Raw genomic sequence first — 14,366 nt, forward strand, 5'->3', positions numbered from 1 at the left:
GGAGTTCAGATCCCCGGGGGCCTCTCGTCGTCCTCCCTCGCGAAGACCTGGAGCAGCCAGGAGGCGAAGGTTCCGGTGACCGCGCCGAGGAGGGCCAGGCCGATGGCCATCATTCCTACGGCGATCAGGCGGCCCAGCGGGGTGATCGGCGCGACGTCGCCGTAGCCGACGGTCGCGAACGTGGCGCAGGTCCACCAGACGGCGTCGCCGAAGGTCCTTATCGTCGCGCCCGGAGCCGCGTGTTCCTCCTGGTAGACCGAGAGGGCGCCCGCGAAGCCCAGCAGGACGGTGGAGAGGCCGGCGTAGACGATCACGCGCGCGTGCAGCGCGAGCCGGGGCTCTCCGCGTCGTCGTAGTACGGCCTCGTAGACCTTGACGACCCGCAGCGGGCGGAGGAGGGGCAGGAGCAGCACCAGGGTGTCCAGCCAGTGGGTGCGGACGAAGCGCAGGTGCTGGCCGCTGAGGCGCCAGCGGACCGCGTAGTCGACGGCGAAGAGCGCCCAGGCCGCGAACAGCACGACGAGGCAGAGGTCCTGCCAGTCGCCCGGCAGGCCGTGGGCAAGGATGCGGACCGCGTACGCGGCGAGGTAGACCATCGACGCGATGGCGAGCGGAACCTCGGTGCGGCGCTCCCACCGGGCCTTGCGACTGTCGTCGTCCATCGGTCCAGCTTGGCGGCGGGTGCCCTTCGCGCAACCCCGGCGACACGCCGCGAACGAGCGAAGCCATATGCTGACTTGCATGACGAGTGAGCCGGAGCAGCAGATCGGAGTGGGGACGCCGGACGCGTTCCAGCGCCTGTGGACCCCGCACCGGATGGCCTACATCCAGGGTGAGAACAAGCCGACCGGCCCCGGGGCCGACGACGGTTGCCCCTTCTGCTCGATTCCGGCGAAATCGGACGAGGACGGGCTGATCGTCAGGCGCGGTGAGCTGGTGTACGGGGTGCTCAATCTGTACCCGTACAACGGCGGCCATCTGATGGTCGTGCCCTACCGGCACGTCGCCGACTACACCGACCTGACCGACGCGGAGACCGTGGAACTCGCGGCGCTCACCAAGCAGGCGATGACTGCCCTGCGTAGCGCGTCCGGCGCCCACGGCTTCAACATCGGCATGAACCAGGGGAGTGTGGCGGGCGCGGGCATCGCCGCCCATCTGCACCAGCACATCGTCCCGCGCTGGGGCGGCGACACCAACTTCATGCCGGTGGTCGGCCACACGAAGGTGCTGCCCCAACTCCTCGCGGACACACGGAAGATGCTGGCGGACGCGTGGCCCACGGCGTGAGCCACGCGGCGCCCCATGTGGTTGCCTACGCGTCGTAGGTGTCCGCCTTGCGCGGTGACGCGTCCTGCACGCCGCCGCTGAGGACCGACGAGCGGTTGCTGAACTTCTCCGTGTCGACGCCGTTCTCGTCGAGGACGCGGATGGCCGCGGCGTGCACCACGCGCAGTACGGGTGTCGCGGCGCGCAGCGCGTCGTCCGCCATGAAGCGGTGGCGCCAGGGCTGGTCGGCCCAGGCGTGCCGCAGGCCGAACGGCTCGGGCAGGGCTATCGAGCCGCCGAGCCAGTTCAGCAGCGGCGGGTACCAGGTGATCGGGGCGCGGACCGCGAGCCGTACGACCTCGTCGGCGGGGACGAGAGGGAGCTTGACGCTGCGGTTCTCCCAGGGCTTGAAGGTCTTCTGGACGCTCTTCGTCGGGGCCTCGGGCTTGCCGGTGAACAGTGAGTTCACGGGACCGAGCGCGTGCCCGGTGATCTCGATGCGCAGCGTCTTGTGCAGCACGGTCACCGTGATCATCATCGTGATGACCAACTGCCCTTCCCAGAGCGTCCATTGGACACCCAGGTAGTGGCGGTCGCCGGCGCCGAACTGCTGCTTGTTGCAGATGTCCTGTATCGCGTGCGACTTGACCTGGTACGCCTCCACGTCCGTGCCGTCGGGCCGGGACACCGCCTTGGCGCCCTCGCCGACCGGCGTGACGATCCAGTGCCGTACCGACGCCTTCGGGAAGCCGCCGGTGTTGATCGTGTTCCGCTCCAGCATGCGCAGGTCGTCATGGATGTTGCGGATGACGTCCCAGCTGCGGAAGGGGTGGATCTCGCGGTCGGCGTCGCGTGCGATCAGGTCCTCGGCGAGCTGCCAGCTGCCCCACCGGGTGCCCATGCCGAGGATGCCCTTGGGGCCTGCGTAGAAGACCGAGTTGGACTGCTGCTCGGCGCTGAGCTGGGCCAGGGACTGGCGCAGCTGCTCGGCCTGGGTCTCGCCGGGGCTGGTCGGCACCGCCTCGGGGACCTTGGCGCCGACGCTGCTGCCGGAGAGCAGGCTGTCCCAGCGCCCGCGCAGATCCTTCGCGGTGTTCTCGCAGACCTGCTTGGCCCACAGCCAGCCGACCACGGGGAGGACGACGCACGCGCGCGCGTACCAGGACCAGAAGCCCGCGAAGGGCATCTTGATCAGGAAGATCACGGCGACCGCGCCCACCGCGACGAGCAGGGTCGTGGCGATGGCGCCGGCCCGCTTGTTCGTCTGGGTGCGCTTGTCGATCAGGCTGCGCAGCTGGAAGACCAGCAGCCAGACGATCAGCCCGGGCAGGAACAGCAGACCGCACAGCACCATGATCATGGACAGCCTGTTGTCCCGCGTGCGGCGGATGTTGTTGGCCGCCAGGGCGTGTTCCACGACGGCCTGCGGCTCGGTGCCGAACGACTGGATGAGCGGTTTGCGGCCGGGGCCGAGCATGCGGGCCACGACGGCTCCGGCGAACGCCTCACCGAGGTTGGGGCGGAAGATCGTCGCCCACTTGCGGCCCTCGTTGACGGTCGTCTGGTGCCATTCGTTGTCGGCCTTCTTGATGTCCGCGACCGGGTTGTCCCGGTAGGCGGCCGAGGCCAGCGCGAAGGTCGCCGTCTGGCCCTCGTCGCCCGTACGCGGCACCTGTGGTCCGAAGATGTCCGCGTAACCGCTGTCAACGGTCATTCCCGCCCCCGATCGCCGCTGCTCCCGCTTCTGCGGCTTTCCCGACTTCCGTGCTCCGCACACCTGTTGATCAGGTCATCAGCGTATCGGCCATCACTGACATGTGTCGGCGGACGGCCCAAAGCCGCCCACCGACACGGAAGATCCCGCGCTGCGGGGCGTCAGATCCCGAACTACGGTGCGTCGCCCGCCTGTTCGCGGATCCGTTCGGCGATCTGTGGGGGCATCGGTTCGTGCCGGACGTAGGCGCGGTTGAAGCGGGCCGTGCCGTGCGAGAGGGAGCGGAGGTCGACGGCGTAGCGGCCGATCTCTATCTCGGGGACCTCGGCCCGGATCACGGTGCGTCCGCCGGTCGTCTGCTCGGTGCCGAGCACCCGGCCGCGGCGCCCGGACAGATCGCTCATGACGGCGCCCACGTAGTCGTCGCCGACCAGCACGGTCACCTCGGCCACCGGCTCCAGGAGATGGATCTTCGCGTCGGTCGCCGCCTCCCGCAGGGCCAGCGCGCCGGCCGTCTGGAACGCGGCGTCCGAGGAGTCCACCGAGTGCGCCTTGCCGTCCAGAAGCGTGATCCGTACGTCCAGAAGGGGATGGCCGGCCGCGACTCCCCGCGCCGCCTGGGCCCTTACGCCCTTCTCCACCGACGGGATGAACTGCCGCGGCACCGCGCCGCCGATGACCTTGTCCACGAACTCGATGCCCGTGCCGCCCGGCAGCGGTTCGACCTCGATCTCGCAGATCGCGAACTGCCCGTGCCCGCCCGACTGTTTGACGTGCCGGCCGCGCCCCTGTGCCTTGGCGGCGAACGTCTCCCGTAGGGAGACCTTGTGCGGTACGAGATCGACCTGGACGCCGTAACGGCTGCGCAGCCGTTCCAGGGCGACGTCCGCGTGGGCCTCGCCGAGGCACCACAGGACGACCTGGTGGGTGTCCTGGTTCTGTTCCAGGCGCATGGTGGGGTCCTCGGCGACGAGCCTGCTCAGGCCCTGCGAGAGCTTGTCCTCGTCCGCCTTGCTGTGTGCCTGGATGGCGAGCGGGAGCAGCGGGTCGGGCATCTCCCAGGGTTCCATGAGGAGCGGGTCGTCCTTGGCCGAGAGGGTGTCCCCGGTCTCCGCGCGGCCCAGCTTCGCCACGCACGCGAGGTCGCCCGCGATGCAGTGCGTGAGCGCCCGCTGCTGCTTGCCGAAGGGTGCCGAGAGGGCTCCGACGCGTTCGTCGACGTCGTGGTCCTCGTGCCCGCGGTCGGCGAGCCCGTGCCCGGAGACATGGATCGTCTCGTCGGGGCGCAGGGTGCCGGAGAAGACGCGGACCAGGGAGACCCGGCCGACGTACGGGTCGGAGGCGGTCTTCACGACCTCGGCGACCAGCGGCCCGTTCGGGTCGCAGGCCTTCAGCTCCCGCGCCCTGCCGTCGACCGTGGTGACGCCGGGCGCCTCGCGCTCCAACGGGGTCGGGAAGCCGCGCGTGATCAGCTCAAGCAGTTCGACCGTGCCGAGGCCCTGCCGGGCGCCCTCGGCGGCGGGGGCGGCGGCCAGGACGGGGAAGAACACCCCGCGCGCGACGGCCCGTTCCAGGTCCCCGATCAGCGTCTTGACGTCGATGTCCTCGCCGCCGAGATAGCGGTCCATGAGGGTCTCGTCCTCGCTCTCCGAGATGATCCCCTCGATGAGCCGGTTGCGGGCCTCCTCGATCCCGGGCACCTGGTCGGGCCCGGGCTCGGACTCCTTGCGCTCCCCGGACGCGTAGTCGAACAGTTTCTGCGACAGCAGCCCGACAAGACCGGTCACGGGCGCGTGCCCGTCGGGCCCCGCAGCGCCGTGCAGCGGCAGATACAGCGGGAGTACGGCGTCGGGGTCGTCCGCGCCGAACGCCTCCGCGCAGTAGCGGGTCATCGACTCGAAGTCCGCGCGCGCCGACTCCAGGTGTGTGATGACGATGGCGCGCGGCATGCCGACCGCCGCGCACTCCTCCCACACCATGCGGGTCGAGCCGTCCACTCCGTCGGAGGCCGAGACGACGAAGAGGGCCGCGTCCGCCGCACGCAGACCGGCCCTCAACTCGCCGACGAAATCGGCGTATCCGGGGGTGTCCAGAAGATTGACCTTGTACCCGTCCCAGTCGACGGGCACCAGGGAGAGCTGCACCGAGCGCTGCTGCCGGTGCTCGATCTCGTCGTAGTCGGAGACGGTGCCGCCGTCCTCCACGCGGCCCGCCCGGTTCACCGCCCCCGCGGTCAGCGCGAGGGCCTCCACCAGAGTCGTCTTGCCCGATCCGGAGTGGCCGACCAGCACCACATTCCGTACGGACGCGGGGTGGTCGGCCGCCGTAGCCCTGCCGGCGGCTCCGGGGTGTGCGTTCGCCTTGTCGCCCATGGCCTTGCCTCCCGTGCACGGTGAGGTCACTGTGGGCGCGGACACACGGTGCCGCGTGCGGTGGCGGCTCCGATGACGCCCGCGGTGGTTCGAGCTTTCCACTCCCGTCACGGTGCGTCCATACAGCGGACGCGATCCGGCCGCCGGCACCGATGGCATCGCGTGCAGCGACACCGGCGCGCGGGTGCCCGGCCGTCGCCCACGCGCGCGCGTGGCTACGATGGGCCAGCCGGTGGCCAACAGGGGCCGCGCGGCGACACCGACCCTCCGGGAAGGCCATGCTGAACAAGTACGCGCGTGCATTCTTCACGCGTGTCCTCACGCCGTTCGCCGCGTTTCTGATCCGCCGGGGCGTCAGCCCCGACACGGTCACCCTCCTCGGCACCGCCGGAGTGGTCGCGGGCGCGCTGGTCTTCTACCCCATGGGCGAGTTCTTCTGGGGCACGGTCGTGATCACGCTGTTCGTGTTCTCCGACCTCGTCGACGGCAACATGGCCCGCCAGCTGGGCCGTTCCAGCCGCTGGGGAGCTTTCCTCGACTCCACGCTCGACCGGGTCGCCGACAGCGCGGTCTTCGGCGGTCTGGCCCTCTGGTACGCGGGCGGCGGCGACAACATCGCCCTGTGCGCGGTCTCGATCTTCTGCCTGGCGAGTGGCCAGGTCGTGTCGTACACCAAGGCGCGCGGCGAGGCGATCGGCCTGCCGGTGGCCGTCAACGGCCTGGTCGAGCGGGCCGAGCGACTGGTGATCTCGCTGGTCGCCTGCGGTCTCTCCGGGCTGCACAAGTTCGGCGTCCCGGGCATCCAGTGGCTGCTGCCGATCGCGCTGTGGATCGTCGCCGTCGGCAGCCTGGTCACGCTCATCCAGCGGGTTGTCACGGTCCGCCGCGAAGCCGCCGAGGCCGACGCCGCCGCAGCCCAGGAAGCCACCCCGCACAACAGCGGGGCCACCCCGTGAGCAGTGCCCGGGAGCGGCTGACCGACGCGCTCTACGGCGTCGGCTGGAGCACCGTCAAGAAGCTCCCCGAGCCGGTCGCCGTCCGGCTCGGCCGCACCATCGCCGACCTCGCCTGGAAGCGGCGCGGCAAGGGCGTCCAGCGCCTGGAGAGCAACTACGCGCGCGTGGTGCCCGACGCGAGCCCCGAGCGGCTCGCCGAGCTCTCGCGCGCGGGCATGCGGTCGTACCTCCGCTACTGGATGGAGTCCTTCCGGCTCCCCGCCTGGAGCCCCGAGCGGATCCGCACGGGCTTCGACCCCAAGGACGTCCACCACCTCACCGACGGCATCGCCTCCGACCGCGGTGTCATCCTCGCGCTGCCGCACCTCGCCAACTGGGACCTCGCGGGCGCCTGGGTCACCACCAAGCTGGAGACCCCGTTCACCACGGTCGCCGAACGCCTCAAGCCCGAGACGCTCTACGACCGCTTCGTCGCCTACCGCGAGGGCCTCGGCATGGAGGTCCTGCCGCACAGCGGCGGCACCGCCTTCGGCACGCTGGCCCGGCGGCTGCGCGACGGCGGCCTGGTCTGCCTGGTCGCCGAGCGCGACCTGTCCGCCTCCGGGGTCGAGGTGAAGTTCTTCGGCGAGGCCACCCGCATGCCCGCGGGACCGGCCCTCCTCGCCCAGCAGACGGGCGCGCTGCTGCTCCCGGTGACGCTCTGGTACGACGACTCGCCGGTCATGCGGGGACGCGTCCACCCGCCCGTCGAGGTACCCGAGTCAGGTGACCGGGCCGAGAAGACGTCTGTCATGACACAGGCGCTGGCCGACGCCTTCGCCACCGGCATCGCCGACCACCCGGAGGACTGGCACATGCTCCAGCGCTTGTGGCTCGCGGATCTCGACCCCACGAAGGGACCCTCGTGAGGATCGGCATCGTCTGCCCCTACTCCTGGGACGTACCGGGCGGCGTCCAGTTCCACATCAGGGACCTCGCCGAGTACTTCATCCGGCTCGGCCACGAGGTGTCCGTCCTGGCTCCGGCCGACGACGACACCCCGCTCCCGCCGTACGTCGTCTCGGCAGGCCGCGCGGTCCCGGTGCCGTACAACGGCTCGGTGGCCCGCCTCAACTTCGGCTTCCTGTCCGCCGCGCGGGTCCGACGGTGGCTGCACGACGGCGAGTTCGACGTCATCCACATCCACGAGCCGACCTCGCCGTCGCTGGGCCTGCTGGCCTGCTGGGCGGCCTCGGGCCCGATCGTCGCCACCTTCCACACCTCCAACCCGCGCTCCCGGGCGATGCTCGCCGCGTACGCGATCCTCCAGGCCGCGCTGGAGAAGATCAGCGCGCGGATCGCCGTGAGCGAGTACGCCCGCCGCACGCTCGTCGAACACCTCGGCGGGGACGCGGTCGTCATCCCGAACGGCGTCGACGTCGACTTCTTCGCCCGCGCCGAACCCAAGCCCGAGTGGCAGGGCGAGACGATCGGCTTCATAGGGCGCATCGACGAACCCCGCAAGGGCCTCCCGGTCCTGATGAAGGCCCTCCCGAAGATCCTCGCCGAGCGGCCGAACGCCCGGCTCCTGGTCGCCGGACGCGGCGACGAGAAGGAGGCCGTCGAGACGCTCCCCGAGGAGTTGCGCGCACGCGTCGAGTTCCTCGGCATGATCAGCGACGACGACAAGGCCCGCTTCCTGCGCAGCATCGACCTCTACGTCGCTCCCAACACCGGCGGCGAGAGCTTCGGCATCATCCTCGTCGAGGCCATGTCGGCGGGCGCCCCGGTCGTCGCCTCCGACCTGCCCGCTTTCGCCCAGGTGTTGGACCAGGGCGCGGCGGGCGAGCTGTTCACCAACGAGGACGCCGACACCCTCGCCGAGGCGGCCGTACGGCTCCTGGGCGACCCCGAGCGGCTGGCGCAGCTGAGCCGCCAGGGGAGCGCTCACGTCCGGCGCTTCGACTGGTCCACCGTCGGCGCCGACATCCTGTCCGTGTACGAGACGGTGACGGCGGGCGCGGCGGCGGTGGCGACGGACGAACGGACGGGATTGCGGGCGAGGTTCGGCCTGGCGCGGGACTGAGGGCCGACAACTTGTCGGTGCGGGCCGTGCAGGCCGGTAGGTCCAGCCCGTCCGGCGCTTGAGGACGAGGCCGTCCAGGCCGAAGCGGGGGCGTGGGGGCGGCAGCCCCCACAACCACAACGCCCGCACCAACACCCCGCACGACACCCGGTCAACCCCAGTGGAACGGCCCGGTAGCCTTGCCGCCCGTGACCGCAACCCTGATCTGGATCCTCGTCGCCCTCGTGGCGATCGGCCTGTACCTGAGCTGGACCGCGGGCCGGCTCGACCGGCTGCACACCCGGATCGACGCGGCCCGCGCGGCGCTCGACGCCCAACTGCTGCGCCGCGCCTCGGTGACACAGGAGTTGGCCACCTCCGGAGTCCTCGACCCGGCCGCCTCGATCGTCCTCTACGAGGCCGCGCACGCCGCCCGGCAGGCCGAGGAGGAGCAACGGGAGGTCGCCGAGAGCGAGTTGAGCCAGGCCCTGCGCGCCGTCTTCGCCGAGCCCTCGCAGGTCGAGGGCGTCCGCGAGGCCCCCGGCGGAGAGGAGGCGGCCCGCGAACTCGCCGAGTCGGTACGACGCGTCCCGATGGCCCGGCGCTTCCACAACGACGCCGTGGGCGCCGCCCGCCGCCTGCGCGAGCACCGGAAGGTCCGCTGGTTCCACCTGGCCGGACACGCCCCCTTCCCGATGGCCTTCGAAATGGACGACGAGCCACCGGCGGCACTGGTGGACCGGGCGGCGTAGGGACGGCTGTCCGGTGGATCGGGGCGCGGGAGGCCCGCTGGTTCCTGCGGGTGCTGAGGGCGGCTGCGAGGTGGAGGGCGCCGTAGCGGCGAGCGCTGCCAGGGAGCCGAGTTCGGGAGCCAGTAGCCGGTCACCGCACCGCAGGTGAGCCTCCTTGGCTCGCGGCTGCGGCATGATCCGCTGCTGAGGTGCCGGGCCCGCACCGGCTCCAGTGGACGCCGCGCCTGCGGCTGTGAGGCGGCGACGCCGTGAGTCGCCCACAGCACCGTAGGCAAGCGCGACTGGGTCCCGCCCCGGCATCATCTCCCGCTGAGCCCCCGGAGGGCACCGCCGTTCGAAAACGATCCACCGGCTACCCATTGGCCCTTGCTGTGGCCTGCACCTCTCGCGTTTCCTCGGTATGCAGCAGCCCTCTTTCACCGAGTGAGGTCACCCCGTGTCCAGCACCCCCAGCTCCGCCCAGACTCCCGAGACCGGCACCGCGCGCGTGAAGCGCGGTATGGCCGAGCAGCTCAAGGGCGGTGTGATCATGGACGTGGTCAACGCCGAGCAGGCGAAGATAGCCGAGGACGCGGGCGCCGTCGCCGTCATGGCCCTGGAGCGGGTCCCCGCCGACATCCGCAAGGACGGTGGCGTGGCCCGGATGTCCGACCCGAACATGATCGAGGAGATCATCGAGGCGGTCTCCATCCCGGTCATGGCCAAGTCCCGCATCGGCCACTTCGTCGAGGCCCAGGTCCTCCAGTCCCTCGGCGTCGACTACATCGACGAGTCCGAGGTCCTCACTCCGGCCGACGAGGTCAACCACAGCGACAAGTTCGCCTTCACGACCCCCTTCGTGTGCGGTGCCACCAACCTGGGTGAGGCCCTGCGCCGCATCGCCGAGGGCGCCGCGATGATCCGCTCCAAGGGCGAGGCCGGCACCGGCAACGTCGTCGAGGCGGTCCGCCACCTGCGCCAGATCAAGAACGAGATCGCCCGCCTGCGCGGCTTCGACAACAACGAGCTGTACGCCGCCGCCAAGGACCTGCGCGCTCCGTACGAGCTGGTCCGCGAGGTCGCCGAGCTGGGCAAGCTCCCGGTCGTGCTGTTCTCCGCCGGTGGCGTCGCCACCCCCGCCGACGCCGCGCTCATGCGCCAGCTCGGCGCCGAGGGCGTCTTCGTCGGCTCCGGCATCTTCAAGTCCGGCGACCCGGCCAAGCGCGCCGCCGCCATCGTGAAGGCGACCACGTTCTACGACGACCCGAAGATCATCGCGGACGCGTCCCGCAACCTCGGCGAGGCCATGGTCGGCATCAACTGCGACACCCTCCCCGAGGCCGAGCGTTACGCGAACCGGGGCTGGTGATGACTACTCCCGTAGTCGGAGTGCTCGCGCTCCAGGGCGACGTACGGGAGCACCTGATCGCCCTGGCCGCGGCCGACGCCGTGGCCAGGCAGGTCAGACGCCCCGAGGAACTCGCCGAGGTGGACGCCCTCGTCATCCCCGGGGGTGAGTCCACCACCATCTCCAAGCTGGCCGTCCTCTTCGGTGTCATGGACCCCCTTCGCGCACGCGTGCGTGCCGGTATGCCCGTCTACGGCACCTGCGCCGGACTGATCATGCTCGCCGACAAGATCCTCGACCCGCGCTCGGGCCAGGAGACGGTCGGCGGCATCGACATGATCGTGCGCCGCAACGCCTTCGGACGTCAGAACGAGTCCTTTGAAGCGGCTGTCGACGTGAAGGGCGTAGAGGGCGATCCTGTAGAGGGCGTTTTCATCCGCGCCCCCTGGGTCGAGTCCGTCGGCGCCGAGACAGAGGTCCTCGCCGAACACGAGGGCCACATCGTCGCGGTCCGCCAGGGCAACGCGCTCGCCACGTCGTTCCACCCGGAACTGACCGGCGACCACCGCGTGCACTCCCTGTTCGTCGACATGGTGCGCGCGAACCTGGCTCCGGGGTCCTAGTAGGATCTCTGGGGTTCGTAAAGAGTTGGGTTACGCGAAGGAGACAGGCAGATGTCCGGCCACTCTAAATGGGCTACGACGAAGCACAAGAAGGCCGTGATCGACGCCAAGCGCGGCAAGCTCTTCGCGAAGATGATCAAGAACATCGAGGTCGCGGCCCGCACCGGTGGCGCCGATGTGTCCGGCAACCCGACGCTGTTCGACGCCATCCAGAAGGCCAAGAAGAGCTCGGTCCCGAACAAGAACATCGACTCCGCCGTCAAGCGCGGCGCCGGTCTCGAAGCCGGTGGCGCCGACTACGAGACGATCATGTACGAGGGTTACGGCCCCAACGGTGTCGCGGTGCTCATCGAGTGCCTCACCGACAACCGCAACCGCGCCGCCTCGGACGTCCGCGTCGCCATGACCCGCAACGGCGGGAACATGGCCGACCCCGGCTCCGTCTCGTACCTCTTCAACCGCAAGGGCGTCGTCGTCGTCCCCAAGGGCGAGCTGTCCGAGGACGACGTCCTGGGTGCCGTGCTCGACGCGGGCGCCGAGGAGGTCAACGACCTCGGTGAGTCCTACGAGGTCATCTCCGAGGCCACCGACCTGGTCGCGGTCCGCACCGCGCTCCAGGAAGCCGGGATCGACTACGACTCCGCCGACGCCAACTTCGTCCCGACCATGCAGGTCGAGCTCGACGAGGACGGCGCCCGCAAGATCTTCAAGCTGATCGACGCCCTGGAGGACAGCGACGACGTACAGAACGTCTTCGCCAACTTCGACGTCAGCGACGAGGTCATGGAGAAGGTCGACGCGTAGCGCTGCCGCGAGCTGAGCGGGATTTCGGCGGGCCGACGGGACACGTCCCGTCGGCCCGCCGCTTTGTCAGTGACACCCGATAGCCTGCACAAACAGGCGATCGAACGAGGGAGGGGGTTGGTGTGCGCGTACTCGGGGTCGACCCCGGACTCACCCGCTGCGGTGTCGGTGTCGTCGAAGGCGTCGCGGGCCAGCCGCTCACCATGGTCGGCGTCGGTGTCGTACGGACCCCGGCGGACGCCGAGTTGGGGCTGCGCCTGGTCGCCATCGAGCAGGGCATCGAGGCGTGGCTGGACGAGCACCGGCCCGAATGCGTCGCCGTGGAGCGGGTGTTCAGCCAGCACAACGTGCGGACGGTGATGGGCACCGCCCAGGCCAGCGCCGTAGCCATGCTGTGCGCCGCCCGCCGCGGAATCCCCGTCGCCCTGCACACCCCCAGCGAGGTCAAGGCCGCCGTCACCGGCAGCGGACGCGCCGACAAGGCCCAGGTCGGCGCCATGGTGACCCGGCTGCTACGGCTCGACGCACTCCCCAAGCCCGCCGACGCGGCCGACGCCCTCGCCCTCGCGATCTGCCACATCTGGCGGGCCCCCGCGCAGCACCGCCTCCAACAGGCGGTCGCCCAGAACCGACTTCAGCAGGCCGTCGCCCAGCACGCGGCCAGGACTCCGAACGCATCGAAAGGCCGTACCGCATGATCGCCTTCGTCAGTGGCACGGTCGCCGCACTCGCTCCCGACGCCGCGGTGGTCGAGGTCGGCGGTGTCGGCATGGCGATCCAGTGCACCCCGAACACGCTCTCCACGCTCCGCCTTGGCAAGCCCGCCAAGCTCGCCACCTCCCTCGTCGTCCGCGAGGACTCGCTCACCCTGTACGGCTTCGTGGACGACGACGAACGCCAGATCTTCGAGCTGCTCCAGACCGCGACCGGTGTCGGCCCCCGGCTCGCGCAGGCGATGCTGGCCGTGCACACCCCGGACGCCCTGCGCCGGGCCGTCGCCGCAGATGACGAGAAGGCGTTGATGGCCGTGCCCGGCATCGGCAAGAAGGGCGCGCAGAAGCTGCTCCTTGAGTTCAAGGACCGGCTCGGCGCACCGGTGGGCAACACCCCGGCGATCGGCGCCCCGGTCACCAGCGGCTGGCGCGACCAGCTGCACGCCGCGCTCATCGGCCTCGGGTACGCCACCCGCGAGGCCGACGAGGCCGTGGCCGCCGTAGCACCGCAGGCCGAGGCCGCCGAAGGGGCGCCGCAGGTGGGGCAGTTGCTCAAGGCCGCCCTTCAGACCCTGAACCGCGCCCGCTAGGAGACGTCAGTGAACTGGGACGACACCACCGACGAGACCGCCGCCGAGCGGCTGGTGGGCTCGGTCGCCGACCGCGAGGACCAGGCCGTCGAGGCCGCCCTGCGCCCCAAGGACCTGGGCGAGTTCATCGGCCAGGAGAAGGTCCGCGAACAGCTCGACCTGGTGCTGCGCGCCGCACGCGCGCGTGGCGCCACCGCCGACCACGTGCTGCTCTCCGGCGCCCCCGGCCTCGGCAAGACCACCCTCTCCATGATCATCGCGGCCGAGATGGGCGCCCCCATCCGCATCACCAGCGGCCCCGCCATCCAGCACGCCGGCGACCTCGCCGCGATCCTCTCCTCCCTCCAGGAGGGCGAGGTCCTCTTCCTCGACGAGATCCACCGCATGTCCCGGCCCGCCGAAGAGATGCTCTACATGGCGATGGAGGACTTCCGCGTCGACGTCATCGTCGGCAAGGGCCCCGGCGCCACCGCGATCCCGCTCGAACTCCCGCCGTTCACCCTGGTCGGCGCCACCACGCGCGCGGGACTGCTGCCCCCGCCGCTGCGCGACCGCTTCGGCTTCACCGCGCACATGGAGTTCTACGAACCCGCTGAGCTGGAGCGCGTCATCCACCGCTCGGCGAACCTCCTCGACGTGGAGATCGACCCGGCCGGCGCCGCCGAGATCGCCGGCCGCTCCCGCGGCACCCCCCGTATCGCCAACCGGCTGCTGCGCCGCGTCCGGGACTACGCGCAGGTCAAGGCCGACGGATTCATCACCCGGGACATCGCCGGGGCGGCCCTCAAGGTGTACGAGGTCGACGGGCGAGGCCTCGACCGGCTCGACCGCGGTGTGCTGGAGGCCCTGCTCAAGCTGTTCGGCGGCGGACCCGTCGGCCTCTCCACGCTCGCGGTCGCCGTGGGGGAGGAGCGCGAGACCGTGGAAGAGGTCGCCGAACCGTTCCTCGTCCGCGAGGGTCTGCTGGCCCGCACCCCCCGGGGACGCGTCGCCACCCCCGCCGCGTGGGCCCATCTCGGCCTCACCCCACCCCGCTCGTCAACGGGGGGAAACGGACAAGGGGACCTGTTCGGGGCGTGACGGCGGGGGCACTGGCCGGGTCAGGAACCCCGGTGCCATGCTGTGCGTTGTTCCATCAGCGTGGACTCGCTTAGACTCCGCCGATGCCGCCCTTGTGGGCGGCGCCGACCACCCCCATCCAC

Annotated in this window: 14 protein-coding genes; 11 read left to right on the forward strand and 3 right to left on the reverse strand. The window is 70.8% G+C overall.

The genetic code is table 11. The features are described 5' to 3' along the window. Nucleotides 1-5: 5 nt before the first annotated feature. Nucleotides 6-662 (reverse strand): potassium channel family protein, encoded by a 657-nt coding sequence (locus ACWIHT_RS27185; RefSeq protein WP_456170869.1) that lies wholly within the window; start codon nt 660-662, stop codon nt 6-8. A 67-nt stretch (nt 663-729) separates the two neighbouring features. Here ACWIHT_RS27185 and ACWIHT_RS27190 point away from each other — a divergent pair, with 67 nt between their 5' ends. Further along, nucleotides 730-1,290: an HIT family protein gene (locus ACWIHT_RS27190; protein ID WP_456170870.1), complete on the forward strand. Its 561-nt coding sequence runs from the start codon at nt 730-732 to the stop codon at nt 1,288-1,290. A 25-nt stretch (nt 1,291-1,315) separates the two neighbouring features. Here ACWIHT_RS27190 and ACWIHT_RS27195 read toward each other — a convergent pair whose 3' ends face one another. Both ACWIHT_RS27195 and ACWIHT_RS27200 read right to left on the reverse strand, forming a co-directional pair. Further along, complete coding sequence (locus tag ACWIHT_RS27195; RefSeq protein WP_456170871.1) at nt 1,316-2,983, reverse strand: hypothetical protein; 1,668 nt, start codon at nt 2,981-2,983, stop codon at nt 1,316-1,318. A 173-nt stretch (nt 2,984-3,156) separates the two neighbouring features. Continuing rightward, nucleotides 3,157-5,355 (reverse strand): elongation factor G-like protein EF-G2, encoded by a 2,199-nt coding sequence (locus ACWIHT_RS27200; RefSeq protein WP_456170872.1) that lies wholly within the window; start codon nt 5,353-5,355, stop codon nt 3,157-3,159. Nucleotides 5,356-5,633: 278 nt separating this feature from the next. Between ACWIHT_RS27200 and pgsA the strand changes: the two genes are divergently transcribed. From pgsA to ruvB, 10 genes are all read left to right on the forward strand, one after another. Beyond that, a complete protein-coding gene (gene pgsA, locus ACWIHT_RS27205) occupies nt 5,634-6,311 on the forward strand; it encodes a phosphatidylinositol phosphate synthase (RefSeq protein WP_456170873.1) in 678 nt (225 codons plus the stop codon). Then, nucleotides 6,308-7,219 (forward strand): phosphatidylinositol mannoside acyltransferase, encoded by a 912-nt coding sequence (locus tag ACWIHT_RS27210; protein WP_456170875.1) that lies wholly within the window; start codon nt 6,308-6,310, stop codon nt 7,217-7,219. Before pgsA ends, ACWIHT_RS27210 begins: the two co-directional genes overlap by 4 nt. Further along, nucleotides 7,216-8,376, forward strand: a complete 1,161-nt coding sequence (locus ACWIHT_RS27215) for a glycosyltransferase family 4 protein (protein WP_456170876.1) — start codon at nt 7,216-7,218, stop codon at nt 8,374-8,376. Before ACWIHT_RS27210 ends, ACWIHT_RS27215 begins: the two co-directional genes overlap by 4 nt. 188 nt (nt 8,377-8,564) lie before the next feature. Then, entirely contained in the window at nt 8,565-9,107 is a 543-nt protein-coding gene (locus ACWIHT_RS27220; RefSeq protein ID WP_456170878.1) for a hypothetical protein, read from the forward strand. 499 nt (nt 9,108-9,606) lie between these two features. Then, nucleotides 9,607-10,455, forward strand: a complete 849-nt coding sequence (gene pdxS / locus ACWIHT_RS27225) for a pyridoxal 5'-phosphate synthase lyase subunit PdxS (RefSeq protein ID WP_234468195.1) — start codon at nt 9,607-9,609, stop codon at nt 10,453-10,455. Continuing rightward, nucleotides 10,455-11,057: a pyridoxal 5'-phosphate synthase glutaminase subunit PdxT gene (pdxT, locus tag ACWIHT_RS27230; RefSeq protein WP_456170879.1), complete on the forward strand. Its 603-nt coding sequence runs from the start codon at nt 10,455-10,457 to the stop codon at nt 11,055-11,057. Before pdxS ends, pdxT begins: the two co-directional genes overlap by 1 nt. A gap of 51 nt (nt 11,058-11,108) precedes the next feature. Further along, nucleotides 11,109-11,861 (forward strand): YebC/PmpR family DNA-binding transcriptional regulator, encoded by a 753-nt coding sequence (locus tag ACWIHT_RS27235; protein WP_456170880.1) that lies wholly within the window; start codon nt 11,109-11,111, stop codon nt 11,859-11,861. Nucleotides 11,862-11,983: 122 nt separating this feature from the next. Then, nucleotides 11,984-12,559 carry a crossover junction endodeoxyribonuclease RuvC gene (ruvC, locus tag ACWIHT_RS27240; RefSeq protein WP_456170881.1) on the forward strand — a complete coding sequence of 192 codons (576 nt, stop codon included), beginning with the start codon at nt 11,984-11,986 and terminating at the stop codon, nt 12,557-12,559. Continuing rightward, nucleotides 12,556-13,164: a Holliday junction branch migration protein RuvA gene (gene ruvA / locus ACWIHT_RS27245; RefSeq protein ID WP_456170882.1), complete on the forward strand. Its 609-nt coding sequence runs from the start codon at nt 12,556-12,558 to the stop codon at nt 13,162-13,164. The genes ruvC and ruvA overlap by 4 nt, the downstream gene beginning before the upstream one ends. A gap of 9 nt (nt 13,165-13,173) precedes the next feature. Next, nucleotides 13,174-14,244 carry a Holliday junction branch migration DNA helicase RuvB gene (gene ruvB / locus ACWIHT_RS27250; RefSeq protein ID WP_093624529.1) on the forward strand — a complete coding sequence of 357 codons (1,071 nt, stop codon included), beginning with the start codon at nt 13,174-13,176 and terminating at the stop codon, nt 14,242-14,244. The last annotated feature ends 122 nt before the right edge of the window (nt 14,245-14,366 follow it).

The organism is Streptomyces sp. NPDC002276, assembly GCF_053891435.1.

Bases quoted from the DNA above. Each gene is read 5' to 3' on its own strand.
- ACWIHT_RS27185 (WP_456170869.1), bottom strand. From the start codon at position 662: ATGGACGACGACAGTCGCAAGGCCCGGTGGGAGCGCCGCACCGAGGTT.
- ACWIHT_RS27190 (WP_456170870.1), top strand. From the start codon at position 730: ATGCTGACTTGCATGACGAGTGAGCCGGAGCAGCAGATCGGAGTGGGG.
- ACWIHT_RS27195 (WP_456170871.1), bottom strand. From the start codon at position 2,983: ATGACCGTTGACAGCGGTTACGCGGACATCTTCGGACCACAGGTGCCG.
- ACWIHT_RS27200 (WP_456170872.1), bottom strand. From the start codon at position 5,355: ATGGGCGACAAGGCGAACGCACACCCCGGAGCCGCCGGCAGGGCTACG.
- pgsA (WP_456170873.1), top strand. From the start codon at position 5,634: ATGCTGAACAAGTACGCGCGTGCATTCTTCACGCGTGTCCTCACGCCG.
- pdxS (WP_234468195.1), top strand. From the start codon at position 9,607: ATGGCCGAGCAGCTCAAGGGCGGTGTGATCATGGACGTGGTCAACGCC.
- pdxT (WP_456170879.1), top strand. From the start codon at position 10,455: ATGACTACTCCCGTAGTCGGAGTGCTCGCGCTCCAGGGCGACGTACGG.
- ACWIHT_RS27235 (WP_456170880.1), top strand. From the start codon at position 11,109: ATGTCCGGCCACTCTAAATGGGCTACGACGAAGCACAAGAAGGCCGTG.
- ruvA (WP_456170882.1), top strand. From the start codon at position 12,556: ATGATCGCCTTCGTCAGTGGCACGGTCGCCGCACTCGCTCCCGACGCC.